13 protein-coding genes are annotated in these 16,935 nt (G+C 71.2%); 6 read left to right on the forward strand and 7 right to left on the reverse strand.

Annotated elements, in window-relative coordinates:
* Positions 1 to 270: 270 nt before the first annotated feature.
* Positions 271 to 1,110 (reverse strand): helix-turn-helix transcriptional regulator, encoded by an 840-nt coding sequence (locus AB0B76_RS00365; protein ID WP_360366905.1) that lies wholly within the window; start codon positions 1,108 to 1,110, stop codon positions 271 to 273.
* A gap of 102 nt (positions 1,111 to 1,212) precedes the next feature.
* Here AB0B76_RS00365 and AB0B76_RS00370 point away from each other — a divergent pair, with 102 nt between their 5' ends.
* A complete protein-coding gene (locus AB0B76_RS00370; protein WP_360366908.1) occupies positions 1,213 to 2,208 on the forward strand; it encodes an aldo/keto reductase in 996 nt (331 codons plus the stop codon).
* On the opposite strand, the gene AB0B76_RS00375 is transcribed toward AB0B76_RS00370, so the two are convergent.
* Complete coding sequence (locus tag AB0B76_RS00375) at positions 2,166 to 3,392, reverse strand: MFS transporter (protein ID WP_360366911.1); 1,227 nt, start codon at positions 3,390 to 3,392, stop codon at positions 2,166 to 2,168. The two genes, AB0B76_RS00370 and AB0B76_RS00375, sit on opposite strands and share 43 nt — an antisense overlap.
* 159 nt (positions 3,393 to 3,551) lie before the next feature.
* On the opposite strand from AB0B76_RS00375, the gene AB0B76_RS00380 reads away from it, so the two are divergent.
* The 4 genes from AB0B76_RS00380 (at position 3,552) to AB0B76_RS00395 (ending at position 7,187) form a co-directional block, all read left to right on the forward strand.
* Complete coding sequence (locus tag AB0B76_RS00380) at positions 3,552 to 5,213, forward strand: beta-1,3-glucanase family protein (RefSeq protein WP_360366914.1); 1,662 nt, start codon at positions 3,552 to 3,554, stop codon at positions 5,211 to 5,213.
* Positions 5,214 to 5,220: 7 nt separating this feature from the next.
* On the forward strand, positions 5,221 to 5,667 hold the full coding sequence (gene rnhA / locus AB0B76_RS00385; protein WP_360366917.1) for a ribonuclease HI: 447 nt from the start codon (positions 5,221 to 5,223) through the stop codon (positions 5,665 to 5,667).
* Between the two features lie 75 nt (positions 5,668 to 5,742).
* On the forward strand, positions 5,743 to 6,276 hold the full coding sequence (locus AB0B76_RS00390) for a sigma-70 family RNA polymerase sigma factor (RefSeq protein WP_360366920.1): 534 nt from the start codon (positions 5,743 to 5,745) through the stop codon (positions 6,274 to 6,276).
* Entirely contained in the window at positions 6,273 to 7,187 is a 915-nt protein-coding gene (locus AB0B76_RS00395; RefSeq protein WP_360366923.1) for a CU044_5270 family protein, read from the forward strand. The genes AB0B76_RS00390 and AB0B76_RS00395 overlap by 4 nt, the downstream gene beginning before the upstream one ends.
* A gap of 24 nt (positions 7,188 to 7,211) precedes the next feature.
* Here the strand turns inward: AB0B76_RS00395 and AB0B76_RS00400 are convergent, their stop codons facing one another.
* Entirely contained in the window at positions 7,212 to 8,360 is a 1,149-nt protein-coding gene (locus tag AB0B76_RS00400; RefSeq protein ID WP_360366926.1) for an aminotransferase class I/II-fold pyridoxal phosphate-dependent enzyme, read from the reverse strand.
* Positions 8,357 to 8,848, reverse strand: a complete 492-nt coding sequence (locus AB0B76_RS00405; protein ID WP_360366929.1) for an Lrp/AsnC family transcriptional regulator — start codon at positions 8,846 to 8,848, stop codon at positions 8,357 to 8,359. Before AB0B76_RS00405 ends, AB0B76_RS00400 begins: the two co-directional genes overlap by 4 nt.
* A gap of 51 nt (positions 8,849 to 8,899) precedes the next feature.
* On the opposite strand from AB0B76_RS00405, the gene alr reads away from it, so the two are divergent.
* Positions 8,900 to 11,389 (forward strand): alanine racemase, encoded by a 2,490-nt coding sequence (alr, locus tag AB0B76_RS00410; RefSeq protein WP_360366932.1) that lies wholly within the window; start codon positions 8,900 to 8,902, stop codon positions 11,387 to 11,389.
* Between the two features lie 16 nt (positions 11,390 to 11,405).
* Here alr and AB0B76_RS00415 read toward each other — a convergent pair whose 3' ends face one another.
* The 3 genes from AB0B76_RS00415 to AB0B76_RS00425 form a co-directional block, all read right to left on the reverse strand.
* Entirely contained in the window at positions 11,406 to 12,743 is a 1,338-nt protein-coding gene (locus tag AB0B76_RS00415) for a glutamate-cysteine ligase family protein (protein ID WP_360366935.1), read from the reverse strand.
* Positions 12,744 to 12,936: 193 nt separating this feature from the next.
* A complete protein-coding gene (locus AB0B76_RS00420; RefSeq protein ID WP_360366938.1) occupies positions 12,937 to 14,157 on the reverse strand; it encodes a gamma-glutamylcyclotransferase family protein in 1,221 nt (406 codons plus the stop codon).
* 180 nt (positions 14,158 to 14,337) lie between these two features.
* A complete protein-coding gene (locus tag AB0B76_RS00425) occupies positions 14,338 to 16,737 on the reverse strand; it encodes a hypothetical protein (RefSeq protein WP_360366941.1) in 2,400 nt (799 codons plus the stop codon).
* Between the last annotated feature and the right edge of the window lie 198 nt (positions 16,738 to 16,935).

Below are 16,935 nucleotides of genomic sequence, written 5' to 3' on the forward strand. Positions count from 1 at the left end.
ACTTTTCGGGGCCGGGCAGCGCAGCGCCCGACTTTTCGGGGCCGGGCAGCGCAGCGCCCGACTTTTCGGGGCCGGGCAGCGCAGCGCCCGACTTTTCGGGGCCGGGCAGCGCAGCGCCCGACTTTCCGGGGCCGGGCAGCGCAGCGCCCGACTTTTCGGGGCCGGGCAGCGCAGCGCCCGACTTTCCGGGGCCGGGCAGCGCAGCGCCCGACTTTCCGGGGCCGGGCAGCGCAGCGCCCGCCGCCGGCCGTTCCGGCCGTCGTCGGCGTTTCAGGCCTGCGCGAACTCCTCGGTGCCGAGCACCCGCAGCAGTTCCAGGCGCTCCCGCGCCTCAGCGTTCGCCGGCGTCAGCACCAGCAACTGCTGCCCCTGGTCCGGGGTCACCAGCGTCTCGCAGTCCATCAGGATCGGCCCGACCCGCGGGTTGACTAGCGTCTTCTGATCGGCCCTCCGCACCGCGACCTCGTGCTCCTCCCACAGCCGCCGGAACTGCGCGCTCTCCTCCCGCAGGCGCGAGACCAGCTCCGTCACGACCGGGTCGCCCGCGCGGCGGCCCGTGGCGGCGCGCAGGTCGGCCACGTGTCCGCGGGCGTGGCGGTCCTCGTCGTCGGACGGGTGGACGGCGCGGGCCGCGGGATCGGTGAACCAGCGGTACACCGTGAAGCGCCGCAGGCCCGTGAAGCGGGTCAGGTCGCCCGAGAGCAGGAGCGAGGCGCGGTTCTGGGCCAGGATCTCCCCCAGGTCGGACATGACCATCGCGGGGGTGTCGGGGAGCAGGTCGAGCAGGCGCACCAGGCCCGCCCGGGCCAATCGGGCCACCCCCTCGGCCGGCGGCGGGCGGTGGCCGGCCAGGTGGAAGAGGTGGGTGCGCTCGTCGTCGGAGAGGCGCAGGGCCCGGGCCAGGGCGGCCAGCAGCTGGGTCGACGGCTGGCTGCTGCGGCCCTGCTCCAGGCGTACCACGTAGTCGACCGACATGCCGGCGAGCAGCGCCACCTCCTCCCGGCGCAGGCCCGCGGTGCGCCGGCGCGGGCCGTCGGCGAGGCCGACCTCGCCCGGGCGGATCGCCTCGCGGCGCCGGCGCAGGAAGTCGGCGAGCTGCTCACGTTGCATGCCCTCCATGGTGCCCTTCAAAAGACCATTAACCAGGGAGCGGTACTCCCACGATGCACGCTCCGCTCCCGAAGCCCACGATTCCGGCGCAGGGTGGAGATCATGATGCAGACACGACAGTTGGGAAGCACCGGGCCGGTCGTCTCGGCGCTCGGGCTCGGGGCGATGGGCATGTCCGGCGGCGCGTACGGGCCCGCCGATCGCGCCGAGAGCATCGCCACGGTGCACGCCGCGCTCGACGCCGGGGTCACCCTGATCGACACGGGCGACTTCTACGCGATGGGGCACAACGAGCTGCTGCTCGCCGAGGCGTTGCGCGGTCGCGACCGCGACGGCTACGTGCTGAGCGTGAAGTTCGGGCACCTGCGCGGGCCGGGAGCGGTGATGGGGCCGCCGGACAACCGGCCGGCGGCGGTGAAGAACTTCCTGGCGTACTCGCTGACGCGCCTCGGCGTCGACCACATCGACATCTACCGTCCGGCCCGGCTCGACCCGCAGGTGCCGATCGAGGACACCGTGGGCGCGATCAAGGAGATGATCGACGCCGGGTACGTGCGGCACCTCGGGCTCTCCGAGGTCGGCGCCGACACCGTCCGGCGGGCCCACGCGGTGCACCCGGTCGCCGACCTGCAGATCGAGTACTCGCTGGTGTCGCGCGCGGTCGAGGCCGAGGTGCTGCCGGTCCTACGCGAGCTGGGGATCGGGATGACCGCGTACGGCGTGCTGTCCCGCGGGCTCATCTCCGGGCACTGGAGCGCGGAGCGGACCGCGGCGCCCGGCGACTTCCGCGCGCGCACCCCGCGGTTCTCGCCCGGCAACGTGGAGCACAACCTGGCCCTGGTCGAGGCGCTGCGCCGGATCGCGGCGGCCAAGGGGTGCACGGTCGCCCAGCTCGCCATCGCGTGGGTGGCCGCGCAGGGGCCGGACATCGTCCCGCTGGTCGGGGCCCGCACCCGCGAGCGGCTGTCCGAGGCGCTGGTCGAGGTGGCCCTGACCGCGCAGGACCGCGCCGAGATCGAGCGGGCGGTGCCGGCCGGCTCCGCGCGCGGCGACCGCTACCCCTCCGCGTTCATGGCCGGCTTGGGCGTCGGCAACTGAGCCGTCTCATGTGGACGGTTCCTCAGCGCCCAGTCGACCGTCGGCGGCATCGCCGCGCCCGCCAGGGCGAAGGCCGCGCCCAGCAGGAGCCAGCCCGGGTCGCCCCAGCCGAGGGCGAGCGTCGTCACGACGAGCGGGGCCAGCATCTGGCCCAGCTGCATGCCTATCGCGTACGCGCCCTGGTACTGCCCGTGCTTGTCCGACGGTGACAGGCCGAACGAGATGCCCCAGCCGGACGCGGAGTGCCAGAGCTCGGCGACCACGTGGGTCAGGGCGCCCGCCACGAGGAGTGCGATCGTGACGGTGGCGTGCGCATGGCCGGACAGGGCGTAGAGGCCGCACGCGACGAGCAGGGTCAGGCCGGCGCGGCGGGCGGCCCGCGCGGCGCCGCGGGGTTCGTCGGTGCCGCGGGCCGCCCGCACCTGGAAGAGCACGACCGCGGTGGTGTTGGTCAGGTACACCACCGCGATCAGCCAGGTCGGGGCGTCCGTGCGGTGCGCGATCCACAGCGGCAGGCCGACCTCGAACAGGCCGAAGTGGGTCGAGAGCAGGCCGTCGAGCAGGACGAAGGCGAGGAACGGGCGGTCGCGCAGAGCGACCAGCCGCGGGGCGCCGGGCTCGTGGGCGTGGCGCGGAATGCGCTCCAGGCGGCTCGCCAGGGCGGCGGCGATGCAGTACGTCAGCGCGTCGCCGAGGATCAGGGCGACGTAGGCCCAGCGGGTGTCGACCGCCAGGGCCACGCCGGCGAGCGCGGAGCCGACGGCGATGCCCACGTTGGTGACCGAGCGCAGGTACGCGCGGGTGCGCACGCGATCCTCCGGCGGCACCGCACCGCCGATGACCGCGCCCTTGGCGGCGCGCTGGGCCGCGTCGGCGACGGCGAGCGGGACGCCGATCAGCAGGTACACCCAGACGTTGTGCACCAGGGCGAACGCCGCGGTGCCGAGCGCCTGCGCGACCAGGCCGGCGACGAAGACCTCGCGTGCGCCCAGGCGGTCCGCGACGTAGCCCATCGGGGCGCTCGCCACCATGCACACGAGGCCGGTCGCGGTCAGGGCCAGGCCGGTCGCGGCGATCGACAGGCCCGCGTACCGCGTCAGGTACAGCGGGCTCGACACCATCCACAGGCCGGTGCCGGTGGTGTTGATGAGCGAGATGAGCGCGAGCAGCCGCAGCGGTGGCATGCCGTCACCCTAACAAGACGTACGTACGGTTTGCTAGGCCCGGTCAATCTCAACATGCCCTTAACAGATCGTTGGGTCTTGTTGGTGTCCGTTGACACATGTTCGCGCAGCCCCGGAAGCTGAGAGCGCTCTCACGTTCAGACTCGACAGGAGTTCCCCGTGCGATTGAGGACGAAGCTGCTCGGCGCCGCGGCCGTGGTCGCCGCCGCGATACCCGTGGCCATCGCCGCCCTGCCATCCGCGGAGGCGGCCGGCCCCTCGGTGCTGCCGTTCACCGTCACCAACTCGACCGGGCGCGGGGACGCGGTCTACCTGTACGTGCTCGGCACCAACCTCAGCACCGGCAAGCTCGGGTACGTCTCCGCCAACGGGACGTTCACCCAGTGGTCGGCCGGCACGAACCCGCCGATGCCCGCCCCGGACGTCTCCATCCCCGGCCCGGCCAACGGCTCCAGCAAGACCATCCAGCTGCCCAAGAACCTCTCCGGCCGCGTGTACATGTCGCTCGGCGAGCGTCTCAAGTTCTTCCTGACCCCCGACGGGCTGGTCCAGCCGGCGCCGTGGGCCTCGGGCGACCCGAACCACGACATCCTGTTCGACTGGAGCGAGTTCACCTACAACGACGCCGGCCTGTGGCTCAACAGCTCGCAGGTCGACATGTTCGCGGTGCCGCACGCGGTGAGCGTCACCGGCGCGAGCGGCGCCACGTCGACGACGGGCGCGCTGAAGGCCAACGGCCGCCAGAACGTCATCGACCAGGTCAAGGCCCAGGCCGGCTGGGGCAACACGGTCGTGACCCGCGCCGACGGTACCGTCCTGCGCGTGCTCGCCCCCGGCAAGGCGGCCGACGCCGGCCTGTTCAGCGCGACGTACCTCGACCCGTACATCGCCAACGCCTGGAGCGCGTACACCACCAAGACGCTCACCGTGCAGCCGTTCACCGACCAGCCGAACGTGAAGTACTTCGGCCGCACCAACGGCACCGTGATGACGTTCACGAACGCCTCCGGCCAGCAGGTCGCCTCGTTCAACCGGCCCACCACCGCCAACGTGTGGGGCTGCGACGGCGCCCTCGGCGCGCCCAACGACCAGGTCGTGGGCCCGATCGCCCGCACGCTCTGCGCGGCCCTGCACCGCAGCACCCTCGGCACCATCGACACGCAGCCGGGCGGTACCGCGGCCGACTTCTACAAGAGCGCGCTGACCAACCACTACTCGCGGATCGTGCACGCGAACATGGCCGACGGCAAGGCGTACGGCTTCGCCTTCGACGACGTGCAGAACCAGGAGTCGCTCGTGCACGACGGCGACCCGCGCTCGGCCGCGATCACGCTGAGCCCGTTCACCGGCGGCTCGAACCCGCCGACCACCACGCAGCCGCCGGCCCAGCCGACGACGCAGCCGCCGGCCCAGCCGACGACGGCGCCGCCGGCCGGCACCGGCAAGTCGATCGCCAGCAACTGGAACGGCAAGTGCATCGACGTGCCGAACTGGAAGTTCAACGACGGCCAGGCGCTGCTGGTGTGGAGCTGCACCGGCGGTACCAACCAGAAGTGGACGTTCGCCAACGGCACGCTGCGCACGGAGAACAACAAGTGCATGGACGTGGCCTGGGGCTCCACCGCCAACGGCGCGGTCATCCAGATCGCCAACTGCTCGGGCAACGCCGCGCAGCAGTTCGTGCTCAGCGCCGCCGGCGACCTGGTCAACCCGCAGGCGAACAAGTGCGTCGACATCAAGGACTGGAACCCGAACAACGACGCGGCCCTGCAGCTGTGGGACTGTGCCGGCACGGCGAACCAGAAGTGGCACACGGTCTAATACCTGTGTGACCCACGTCGAGATCTACACGGACGGCGCCTGCAGCGGAAACCCGGGACCGGGGGGCTGGGGCGCCGTCCTGCGCTACGGCAACGTCGAGAAGGAGCTGTGCGGCGGGGAGGCCACGGCGACCACGAACAACCGGATGGAGCTCACCGCGCCGATCCGGGCGCTGGAGAGCCTGACCCGGCCCGTGGTCGTGCACCTGTACACGGACAGCTCGTACGTGCGCAACGGCATCACGGCCTGGGTGCCCCGCTGGAAGCGCAACGGCTGGCAGACCACCGACCGCAAGCCGGTCAAGAACGTCGACCTCTGGCAGGAGCTCGACGCGCTCGCGGCCAAGCACGAGATCGAGTGGCACTGGGTCAAGGGCCACGCCGGACACCCGGAGAACGAGCGGGCCGACCGCCTGGCCGCGAAGGGCCTGCGATTGGCCACGGGACGGACATGACACCGCGGACCGCTGGAACCCGGTGACCAGTCTGTAAGAATCGCGGTCCGGGGCGCATTACCCCTTGTGAGGACCGTGGACCAACCCGACGACGGCCGGCGGTTCACCGCGATGTACGAGGCGAACTATCGCCAGGTGTACGCGTACGCGGTGAGCCGAGCCGGCCGTGACCTGGCCGACGACGTTGTCGGCGACACCTTCCTCGTGGCGTGGCGCCGCTGGACCGCCGTGCCGCGCGACCCCCTCCCATGGCTGCTGGGCGTGGCCCGCAACGTGCTGCGCGAGCGGTACCGCGCCGAAGAGCGCCAGGCCGGCCTGGCCGCGGAGATGCGCGCGTGGGTCGACGAGGCCCGCGCCGACGTGGCCGACGGCGTGGTGGAGAAGGCGGCCATGCTGGCGGCCCTGTCCCGGCTGGCCGAGGACGACCGCGAGCTCCTGACCCTGATCGCCTGGCACGGCCTGTCGCCGCGCGAGGCATCCACGGTGGTCGGCTGCTCGACGGCCACTTACTTCGTCCGTCTCCACCGCGCACGCAAACGCCTGGAATCGGCCTTGGCGCACACGTCTCCGTCTCCCCAGCCCGCCCCGACCAAGGAGTACAGCCAGTGAACGACACCATGCGCGCCCTGTCGGAGGCCCGCCCCTCGCGCCTGGACGCCCCGGCCGTCCCGCCGCTGGGCCCCGCATACTCCCGGCCGAACCCGAGCAGGTCGCCGCGCCGGCGCTGGATCATGACCGGCACGGCGGTGGCGGCGGCCATGGCGATCACGGGGGCGGCGATCGCCTACACAACGCCGGAGAAGCCCCCGGCCACGGCTTCGCCCCAGACCGCAAGCGCCCCGTCGACGGCCGTCGAGACCAACATCCTGCTGGTGGCCGCGACCCAGAACGAAGGCGCCACGATCCGCGAGGGCCGCTACTGGGTGCTGCGCCGCACGAACGGCGACGGCCGCCAGACGATGACGGACGAGCAGTGGCTGGCGACCAGGCCCGGCGACCCGACCACCATGTTCATGCACCCCGGGAACGGCCCCTGGTCGGCCCGCCCGATGGAGGGCCACACCGCGGCGAACAACTTCCTGCTCGCGGGCCGCACGCACTCGGTCGCCGAGCTCAACGCCCTGCCCACGCACCCCGACGCGCTCAAGGCCAAGCTGCTCACGTGGCACGAGCAGGAGAGCGAGCAGGCCTTCCTGTTCTTCGCCGGCGCGGCGCTCGTGCTGGACCTGCCGGTCCCGGCGGCCGTGCGCGCCGCGGCGTACCGGATGCTCGCCGCGCTCCCCGGCATCACCACGCTCGGCCCGGCCACCGATGCACTCGGGCGGCCGGGGGTCGCGGTCGCGTACGCGCGCCGCGGCGACTCCGGCGCCGTGGGCGAGCAGCGCCTGATCATCGATCCGGCGACCGGCCGCGCCCTCGCGCAGGAGTCGTGGACCGGCGGCAAGCGGCTGAGCTACACCGCGGTGATCAAGGCCGAGTTCTCCGACGGGCCGATTCCTGAGCCGACCTCCCTCAGTTAGGAGCTGAGGCCCGTCCGGGGTCGGCTACAACGAGCGCACGAAGCGGTCCATGCGCTTGACGGCCTCCTCCAGCAGCGGCAGCGCCGTGGCGTAGCTGCAGCGCACGTGGCCCTCCCCGGACGGGCCGAAGACACTGCCCGGTACCACCGCCACGCGCTCCGCCTCCAGCAGGCGCGACGCGAACGTCTCGGAGTCCAGGCCCGTCGAGCGGATCGACGGGAAGGCGTAGAACGCGCCCCGCGGCTCCTCGCACGTCAGGCCGATCGAGTTCAGCCCCTTCACGAACAGGCGGCGGCGCCGGTCGTAGTCGGCCACCATCTCCGCCACCTGGCCGTCGCCCGAGCGCAGGCCCTCCAGGGCGGCGGCCTGCGACACGTGCGGGGCGCACAGCATCGTGTACTGGTGGATGCGCCCCGCGAGCTCCAGGACGAAGGCCGGCGCGCACACGAAGCCGACCCGCCAGCCCGTCATCGCGTGGGCCTTGGAGAAGCCGCCCAGGACGACGGTGCGATCGCGCGCCCCGGGCAGCGACGCCAGGCAGGTGTGCGCGGTGCCGTAGCTGAGGCGCTCGTAGATCTCGTCCGAGACCAGGTACAGGTCGTGGCGGACGGCCACTTCGACCAGGGCGGCCAGCAGCGCGGCGGGCTGGACGGCGCCCGTCGGGTTGGACGGCGACGAGACCAGGATCGCCTTCGTGCGCGGAGTGACGGCCCGCTCGATCTCGTCGATCAGGATCTCGAAGGTCGGGGACGACGGGACGTAGACGGGGGTGCCGCCGGCGAAGGTCACGCATGGGCCGTACGCCACGTAGCACGGCTCGGGGATGATCACCTCGTCGCCGGTGTCGAGCAGCGTGCGCATCACGAGATCGAGGCCCTGGGACACGCCGGATGTGATCAGGCACTCCGAGCCGGCGTCGAAGCTGACCGAGTACCGACGCGACAAATCGGAAACGATCGCCTGGCGCAGCTCCAGGAGCCCGGCGTTCGAGGTGTACGTCGTATAGCCCTGCTCCAGCGCGTAGATCCCGGCCTCGCGCACGTGCCAGGGGGTCACGTAGTCGGGCTCGCCGACGCCCAGCGAGATGACGTTGTCCATGGTCGCCGCGATGTCGAAGAAGCGGCGGATGCCCGAGGGCGGGCACGCGGCGACGATCGGGTTGAGCGGCTTCACGGCGTGACCGGGAGGCGCCGGTCGGCCTCGGGGGACGCGTACAGCTCGTCGTCGTCCTTGTACGTCTTCATCACGAAATGCGTCGCCGTGGCCGTCACGCGCTCGATCGTGGAGAGCTTCTGGGCCACGAAGTCGGCGATGTCGTGCATGCTGCGCCCCGTGACCACGCACCGCAGGTCCTGGGCGCCGGACACGAGGTACACCGAACGCACCTCCGGGAAGCGGGAGATCCGCAGCGCGACGTCGTCGAAGCCCAGGCCGCGGGCCGGCATCACCGCGACGTCGATGAACGCGGTGATCACCTGCTCGCCGCTGATCTCGCGCAGCCGGTCGGCGTCGACGACGGCCTTGTACCGCCGGATGACCCCCTGCTGTTCCCAGGCGGCGATCTGCGCCCGGACCCGGTCGACGTCGATCCCGGTCAGGTCCGAGATGCGCTCCGGCGTCGCATGGGCGTCCTTCCGGAGGATCTCCATGATCTCCAACACCCGGCAATCTTACTGTCCGTGCAGCAGCGCACTCCAGCTACCATTCGGCGAATGGACCCAGTCTCGGTCGCCGAGGTGGCGTCGATCGTCGGCGGAACGGTGCACTTCCCTGGGGGAGAGCGCGAGGTCGGCAGCGTCGCCATCCACTCGGACCGGTTGCAGGCCGACAGTCTCTTCTTCGCTCTTCAGGGTGCCACGGATGGTCACCGGTTCGTGGCGCGGGCCCTCGCCAACGGGGCCATCGCCGCGGTCGTTGACCAGGCGAGACTCGGCGACCTGGACGGCCAGGGACCCCTCATCGCCGTCGCGGACCCGCTCGCCGCGCTCCAGGCGATGGCGGTTTGGTGGCGGCGGAAGCTGACCTCGACGACGTTCGTGGCGGTCGTCGGCAGCAACGGCAAGACCCTCACCAAGGACGCGCTCGTCGGGCTGCTCTCGGCGCACCGGATGACGTACGGGAGCCCGGGCAGCTACAACAGCCAGCTCGGCGTGGCCCTGTCGGTGCTGCAGTGCCCGGCCGACGTGCCGGTCGCCGTTATCGAGGCGGCCGCGACCGAGCCCGGCGAGATGGCCCGCCTGGCGCGCATGGTCGACCCGCGCGCGGTCGTGTTCACGAACCTGGGCTCACGCAGCGGGCAGAGCTTCGGCAGTCGCGACGAGCACGCCCGCGAGCTGCTGAGCATGGCGGCCGGGTTGCCCGAGGACGGGTGGCTGTTGATGGGCGAGGAGGATTCGGCGGTACACGAAACGGCCCGTCGAATCTCGAAGGCGCGCCTGCTGGCGGCCGGGGACGCCGCGCTGCCCCGGCTCACCCGGCTGCGGCACGTCGAGCGCTCGTCGCTGGTGCGGGCGACGCTGCCCGGCGGGGCCGAGGAGGACCTGCTGATCGCGACCCCGTCACCGGAGGTCCTCAGCGACCTCGAGCTCGCGATGGGCGCCGCGACCCTGCTCGGCGCGGGGCCGGCCGAGCTGCTCGCGGCCGTCGCCGACTACACGCCGCCCTCGACGCGGATGCAGATGTGGCGCCGGCCCGACGGCGCGACGGTCGTCGGCGAGCTGGCCAACACCGACCCGCTGGCGCTGAGCAGCGCCCTGCGCACGGCGCGCTCGCTCATGGGCGCGCAGGGCCGCACCCTCATGATCATCGGTGACCCGCTGGCCGGGCTGACCGCCGAGGGCGCCGAGGCGATGGCGCGCTGCCTGCGGGCGGAGAACGTACGGCTGGTCTGCGGCCTGGCCGACGAGGCGCACGGCCTGATCGAGGCGGCGCTCGCCGGCGGCGACGTGCCCGTGCACCGCTTCACGGACGAGGACCGCATGCGCGCGTTCGTCGCCACCGAGCTGCGGCCCGACGACGTGGCGCTGGTGCACGTACCTCGGGACACCATGGTCACCGACTCGTGGATGCACCTCGTGGAGACCGCGGCCGCGACCCGCCTCTACGTGGACCTCGCCGCCGTGAAGGACAACGTCGCCGCCTTCCGCAAGCTGGTCGGCCCGCACACGAAGCTGATGGGGGTCGTGAAGGCGGAGGCGTACGGCACCAACCCCCTCACCGTCGCGCACACGCTGCGCGAGGCCGGCGTCGACTGGCTCGGCGTGGCCACCGCCGACGAGGGCATCGCCCTGCGCCGCGCGGGCGTGCAGATGCCGATCCTGGTCTTCCTCGCCGTGCCCGGCGATCTCGAGCGGCTCGTCCGGCACCGGCTGACGCCGTCGCTGTACTCGGTGGAGATGTACGACGCCGCCGGTCGTGCCGCCGCCGTGAGCGGGCGCCGGCTGGACGTGCACGTCGAGGTGGACTCGGGGATGCACCGCAGCGGGCTGTACCCGGAGGCCGCGATCGAGCTGCTGGGCAAGCTCAGGCGCAGCGAGCACCTGCGGCTCGCCGGCCTGATGAGCCACCTCGGCTGCCCCGACGACCCAGACGAGGACGACCTGACCCGCGAGCAGCTCAAGCGGTTCGGCTCGGTGTGCGCGGCGGCGGCCGAGATGGGCTTCGAGGATGTCGTACGCCACACCAGCGCCACGGCCGCCACGATCCGCTTCCCGGAGGCGCGCTACGACATGGTGCGCATCGGCATCGGCCTCTACGGCCTGCAGCCCTCGACGGCGACCAGCAGCCTGATCAACCTCACCCCGGGCGTCGGCCTGGTGTCGCGGATCGTGGAGATCCACGACATGGCCCCGGGTGAGCGGGTCGGGTACGGCGGCCTGTTCCGCGCCCAGACCCCGGACACGCGGATCGCCCTGATCGCCGCCGGCTACTACGACGCGGTGCCGAGGGCCTTCCGCAAGGTCGGCTACGTGCTGGTGAACGGCCGCCGCTGCGAGATCGCCGGCACCATCTCGATGGACTCGATGGCGATCGACATCACCGGCCACCCCGACGCCGAGGTGGGCTCCGACGTGCTGATCTTCGGCCAGTACGCCGGCTTCTCGGTCCCGATCGAGCAGGCCGCCGCGGCCATGGAGACGGTGTCACACGAGCTGCTGACCCAGGTCGGCCCCCGCGTCCAGCGCATCTTCACCCAGCACTAGCCCCTAGCGGCGGGGATCAATCGGCCGGAATGCTGAACGCGTGCAGGTAGTGCTGCTCGCCTCGATCCCACGCGTCGAGGGCGCGATCGGCGAAGGTCTGCATCGTTTCGCACACCTCTTCGACCGGGTCGAGCAAAGCGAGTGCCTCGGGTGCCTCCAGGCCGGCACGCACCCGGGCCTGCAGGCCGGCGCGGGCCAGGCGAAGCAGCTCGCGAGCGACGTCCTGGACCGGATACGGGCCGACCGTCGCGCTCAGCCCTTTGACGGCCACGTCCGTGCAGGCGCGATCGATCTCGGCCGCCGAGAGGCCGGCCAGCAGGTCGTTGGCCGCACGGCGGGCCTGGGGGTCGTAGGCGAGACCGGCCCACAGCGCGGCACCGGTCCCGAAGAACGGCCACGGCGGTGCGTCGGCCAGGCGCAGCTCGAGCGTGTGCCGGACGCGAACATGCGGCCAGACCTGGCTGAGGTGCAGCTCCCAGTCGGCGGTGGTCGGATAGGTGCCGTCACCGAAACCGCACTCCGCCGCGTGGCGGAACGAGACGGGCGGTGCCGCGACATGGGTACCGGCCACGAGCCGGTAGATCATCGGCAGGCCCGCCGCCCAGTCGATCAGGTCCTCGATGCCGGCGCCCGGTTCGAGCGCGAATCCGAGAACCCCGCAGCGGCGTGGATCAAACCGGCGCCAGTACTGCATGCGCCGGGACAGTGCGCCGGTTCGCTCCCGGGCGGCGACGGGAGAGTTGACGAACAACGCCGCGACGACCGGCGACGCCCGCACCAGCAGCCGCAGCTTGCTCATCAGGTCTTCGCTGCTGGTGTAGTCGAGGGACGTCTGTGCGGAAAGAATCAGCCCCATGACCTCGTCGGCATGCGCACCGTCGCCGCCGATCGCCTGGAAATAGTCGCGCATGATCTGAACGCGCGCCTTGGGGTTCCAGACGATGTCGCCGGGCGCGGCGAACGGCGTAATGCCTCCGGTCAGCAGCGCAAGGTCGTGGGCCGCGGCGATGCCGGCGGCGGCTCCCAGCCGGCCGCGGACATCCGTGACCGCGGCGGCGACCGTCGGAAAAGGCGGCGAGGAGTACTCGACGGCCCCACCGGTTTCGAGGGTGAATGCGGCGCCACCGGCCAGGCCGACGCCGACGAGGTTGGGACCGTCCATCAAAGGATTTCCGTCGAAATGCCGGACAATATCGAGCAGGAATGCGAAGCTCTGCGGGTAGGTGGCGTTCTTCCCGGCATCGCGCCGCACGAGGCCGACCTCCACCTCGAGCCCGACCGCCTCGCTGCGGCCAGGAGGCACCTCGAAGGGTTGTCGCAGGTCGAGGCGGCGTAACCCGGCCGTCTCGCTCACCCGTGGCCCCCTTCGCCGATCAGCCCGCAAGGCCTGGCGCACTCGCGCAACAAGATCGCAGTGCTTGACGTACGTTGCCGACAATGCTACGCCCGCGACCCGGCGGTCCGGCGATCGACCGGAAATACCGAGCGAGGGAAAAATGTCCGGAAAGGCAGCGGCCGGGCGCTCGGAATCTGCTCCGGGCGCACGTTTAAAGTGAATCCGGGCGCAGTTCGCCGAAGGGAACGCCGGCCCGCCGCAGCTCGGAGAGCAACTGCGTCATGTCGTTCTCGATCGCCCCTTCCTTGACCAGGTCGATCCAACTGCCGCTCCGCAGCACGGCGCTTCCCTTAGGTGACGGCAGCGGCACGAACGTGAAGGCATCGACCGGCACCCCCGCGATTTCGATCGTCACGTCCCTGCGGGCGTAGGCTCGGCTCTCCAGGCGCGTCAGCCGCTCCTTCTCCCACCAGGACATCTCGTAGGCCACGCCGTCGAACCAGTCATCGCTGTCCTTGCTCTCGCTCTCGACGATCGTGGCCCGGTCGGCGGGCCGGTCAATCATGGCGTTGATGTTCCGGCGCCAGTGCCGGAGGATCGCGACGCCTTTGCACTCGGCGCCGGGGGCGTCCTGCGTCATCTTGCGCGCGGCCATGTGCACGCCCCAACCGAAGTAGACGTACGTGCGTGCGAGGTCACGGACGGCCTGGGCGGTCAGCACCTGTGAACGGTTCGCCTGCTCCAGCAGGAGGGCGTACAGATCACCGGCGGCCTGGGTCTCACGAACGATGAAGCCCATCTTGGCCCGCCCCACCGTCCCGAGCCGCTCCTGCTCCCGGCTCTCGAACAGCAGGCTCACGAAAGGGTTGCGGCCATGCGGGTCGACGACGGCGATGTCGCTGTGCCCGGTGTAGTCGAAGTCCGCGACCATCTCGAAGTTCGGATAATCTGCGAGCATTCGCGCGTAGCCCGCGGCCCAGCTGGGCGCGACCATGCTGCCGACCTGAATCCGCACGACTTTGATCTTCCTCTGCAATGCCGCCTCTTCGGCCTGCTGAAGGGCCTGGTAGATCGACAGGCTCTGTTCGCGGTGAAATCCCCGGCCGACTCGGTAGACCTTCTCCTTGGCGTTGCGCATGCCCTCCGCGAGGGCCTCGTAGTACTCGCGCTCGCCCACCTCGTCCGACAGGTCGAAGTACTGTGCCTGCTGTCCGGTTACGCGTCTGGCCTGTTCCGGCCGCACCGGATGCGGTTCTGCCAGCGGCGGTGGTTCCACCGCCGTCGGTGGCATCTTGCCCATTTCCGGCACGCCTTGCCGTGAACCATTCCGCCAGCTGAATCGGATGGCCGCCGCGACCATGCCGATCAATGCGATGATCCCCGCAATGCCCTGCCATGCCGCGTCACCTAGGACATGCCTGATCCACGACATGTACCCGCACCCTGCCTGTCAGTGGCCAGCCCGACGCGATCGAAGATGATCGCTCCCTCGAAGTCAGACGGTAGTGCAGGCCGCGGTGCTGCGAATCGTCCGATCAGCCCGAGCCACCGGATCCGATCATCGTCCGATTCCGGCTCGGCCCGGGCTGGTTGATCCCTCGCGCCGACCGGGTTACGAGTGCGTGGCCAGGTCCAGGATGCGCTCGAGGATCTGGCGCGGCGGCACCGGCGGCTCCTCGGCCAGGCCCTGGTGGTAGAAGACCGTCGCCGGCGTCAGGCCCGGCAGCGAGTTGGCCTCGATGATGATGACCTCGCCGGTCTTGCGGTGCATGAAGGCATCGATCCGGCCGTACCCCTCCATGCCCAGCACATTCGCGGTGCGCGCGACGCGGGCCCGCACGGCGTCGACCGCCCCGGGCTCGACGCGGCCGAGCGGCGGGCCGGGCGGCGGCGTGATGTTGATGCCGGTGCCGCCCATGAACTTCTCCTCGAGGCTGAGGATGCCCGCGCTCGCGACGGTGATCGACGGGTTCATCGCGACCATGGCGCCGTGCGGGCCGATCACGCCCACCGTGACCTCGATCCAGCCGGTGTCGCGCTCGCGGCCCCAGACGAGTTCGGCCTTGCCCGAGTGGTCCTCGACCCGCACGTCGTCGGTGTCGATGTAGTCCTCGAAGAGCAGGTGCTGGGGGCGGCTCGTCGGCATCTCGACGAGCTGGTCGGGGCTGAGCAGGGAGAAGCCGGCGCCCTTGATCCGCCGTGCGTCGGCGTTGATCAGCTCGAGGTACCGCTGCAGGTCGGCCGCGTTGCCCAGCGGGACGATGCCGGCCGAGCAGCCGTCGTCCAGCGGCTTGACGACCACGCGGCTGTCGGTGCACTCGGTGATGATGTCGTGCCAGAGCTCCGCGATGGCGGCCTCGTCGAACGACTCCGGGACGTCCACGCGCACGCGCCGGGCGGTGTGGATGCCCTCGCCCTCGAGCGTCGCGACGACCTTGCCGGTCTCGTACTTGTCGGCGCAGAGGCGGGACGCGGCCGGGCCCGAGCCGTTGTACCGGATGTTGTGCCGGTCCAGCAGCTCCTGCAGGGTGCCGTTCTCCCCCGCGCCGCCGTGCAGGGCGATGAAGACGAGCTCGTGACGGTCGAGGAACTCCTCCACCGTCAGCTGCACCGGGGGCGCCACGGAGGTGCTGTAGGCCTCGGCGGGCAGCCCGAGGCGCTCGATGATCCGGTCGGCGAGCCGGCGGCGGCGCTCCTCGAGGCGTAGGCCGTCGCGGCAGGCGTACACGATCTCCTCGACGGAGTGGCGCAGGGCCGAGGAGTACGACACCTGCCAGACGGTGCCGTCGGGGGCCAGGAGGTACGGCATCGGCGCGTACTTCTCGGACCGGGCCAGCTTCAGCCACACGTTGGTGCCGCTCAGGACCGACACCTGCCGCTCGGCCGTCGCGCCGCCGAAGAGCACCGCGACCGGTTCGCCGGTCTGCGTGGTGGTGTCGTAGGCGACCGGGAAGTCGAGGTCGTTGCGGCGCGACGCGGCCCGCAGGACCTCGCGCAGCACGTCGGCGTGGGTCATGCCGAGCTGGGCGGCCTGCACGAACAGGAAGCTGTTCTGCTCCATGCCGCTGATCACGTTGACGTCGGAGACGAGCACCGAGCCGTCTTCCTCGAGCCACGCGTCGATGCGGGCGAAGTCGCGCAGCCCGAGGTGCTTGAAGACGGACTCGGCGATGGCCTGGATGCGGCCGATCGTCTCGTCGTCGCGCGGCGGCGGGCAGTGGTAGTGCGAGTCGTTGCTGGCCAGGTACTTGCGGCGGTAGTCGAAGATCTCGTCCTCGGTCGCCCGGTTCTGCAGCTCGATCTCGACCGGGATGAGCGCGACCGGCCCGTCGGCGTTCTCGAGCACGATGGTGGTGACCTCGACGCCGTGCATGCGCGGCTGGATCACGATGCGGTCGTGGCGCTGGCGCAGGGTGCGCAGGATGCCGACGACCGCGGCCCGGTCGCGGGCGACGAAGACGTCGATGCTGGAGCCGCCGGTGGCCGGCTTCAGCACCAGCTTCGCCACGTCGGGGAAGGCCTCGGCCACGACCCGCTCGGCCTCGGCGTCGGACATGGAGGCGTCGACGAGCACCGAAGGCACCACGCCGATGCCGTGGCCGTCGAGGGCCTGCTTGGCCTTGTACTTGTCGAAGGCGGTCGCGCACGCCTCGGCGCCGGCGCCGACGAAGGGCACCCCGGCCTTCTCCAGCAGCGCCTGGACCTGCCCGTCCTCGCCGAACTCGCCGTGCATGACGGGGAAGACCAGCCCGGCCGTGCGCAGGCGGGCGATCAGCTCGTCCTCGGTCAGCGGCCGGCCCTCGTGGGCGAGCTTGAAGTCGAAGTCGGAGGGCGTGTTGCAGTACAGCAGGCCCCGGGGAATCGAGTAGGGCCGCGCCTGCCGGTCGAAGAAGATAATTTCGGTCAGGTTGACGATCGCGCCCTCTAGGTGATCCGCTACGGAGCGTGCGGAGTTGAGCGAGATCCCGCGCTCCTCGGACGGGCCGCCCAGCAGCAGCGCAACGTCGACCATCGTTTCCTCTTCATAGGGGCCACTTCGACGGGGCTACCTTACACCGGGTGCTGATCACGCAGTGTCGGCAAAGCGAACCCGCATCTCAGCATGGCCAAGCTCACCCGGCGCGGGGCAGCGAAACGTGAGCCCTGTCGATACGGTCCGCGACATGATTGCCCGGCGGCGCCGGGCCCACCTGGAGAGCTGGGGACGATT

Source organism: Dactylosporangium sp. NPDC049140 (genome assembly GCF_040648435.1).

Excerpts from the sequence above, each read along its gene's own strand:
- AB0B76_RS00365 (WP_360366905.1), bottom strand. The coding sequence starts at position 1,110 with ATGCAACGTGAGCAGCTCGCCGACTTCCTGCGCCGGCGCCGCGAGGCG.
- AB0B76_RS00370 (WP_360366908.1), top strand. The coding sequence starts at position 1,213 with ATGATGCAGACACGACAGTTGGGAAGCACCGGGCCGGTCGTCTCGGCG.
- AB0B76_RS00420 (WP_360366938.1), bottom strand. The coding sequence starts at position 14,157 with ATGTCGTGGATCAGGCATGTCCTAGGTGACGCGGCATGGCAGGGCATT.
- alr (WP_360366932.1), top strand. The coding sequence starts at position 8,900 with ATGGACCCAGTCTCGGTCGCCGAGGTGGCGTCGATCGTCGGCGGAACG.
- AB0B76_RS00425 (WP_360366941.1), bottom strand. The coding sequence starts at position 16,737 with ATGGTCGACGTTGCGCTGCTGCTGGGCGGCCCGTCCGAGGAGCGCGGG.
- AB0B76_RS00375 (WP_360366911.1), bottom strand. The coding sequence starts at position 3,392 with ATGCCACCGCTGCGGCTGCTCGCGCTCATCTCGCTCATCAACACCACC.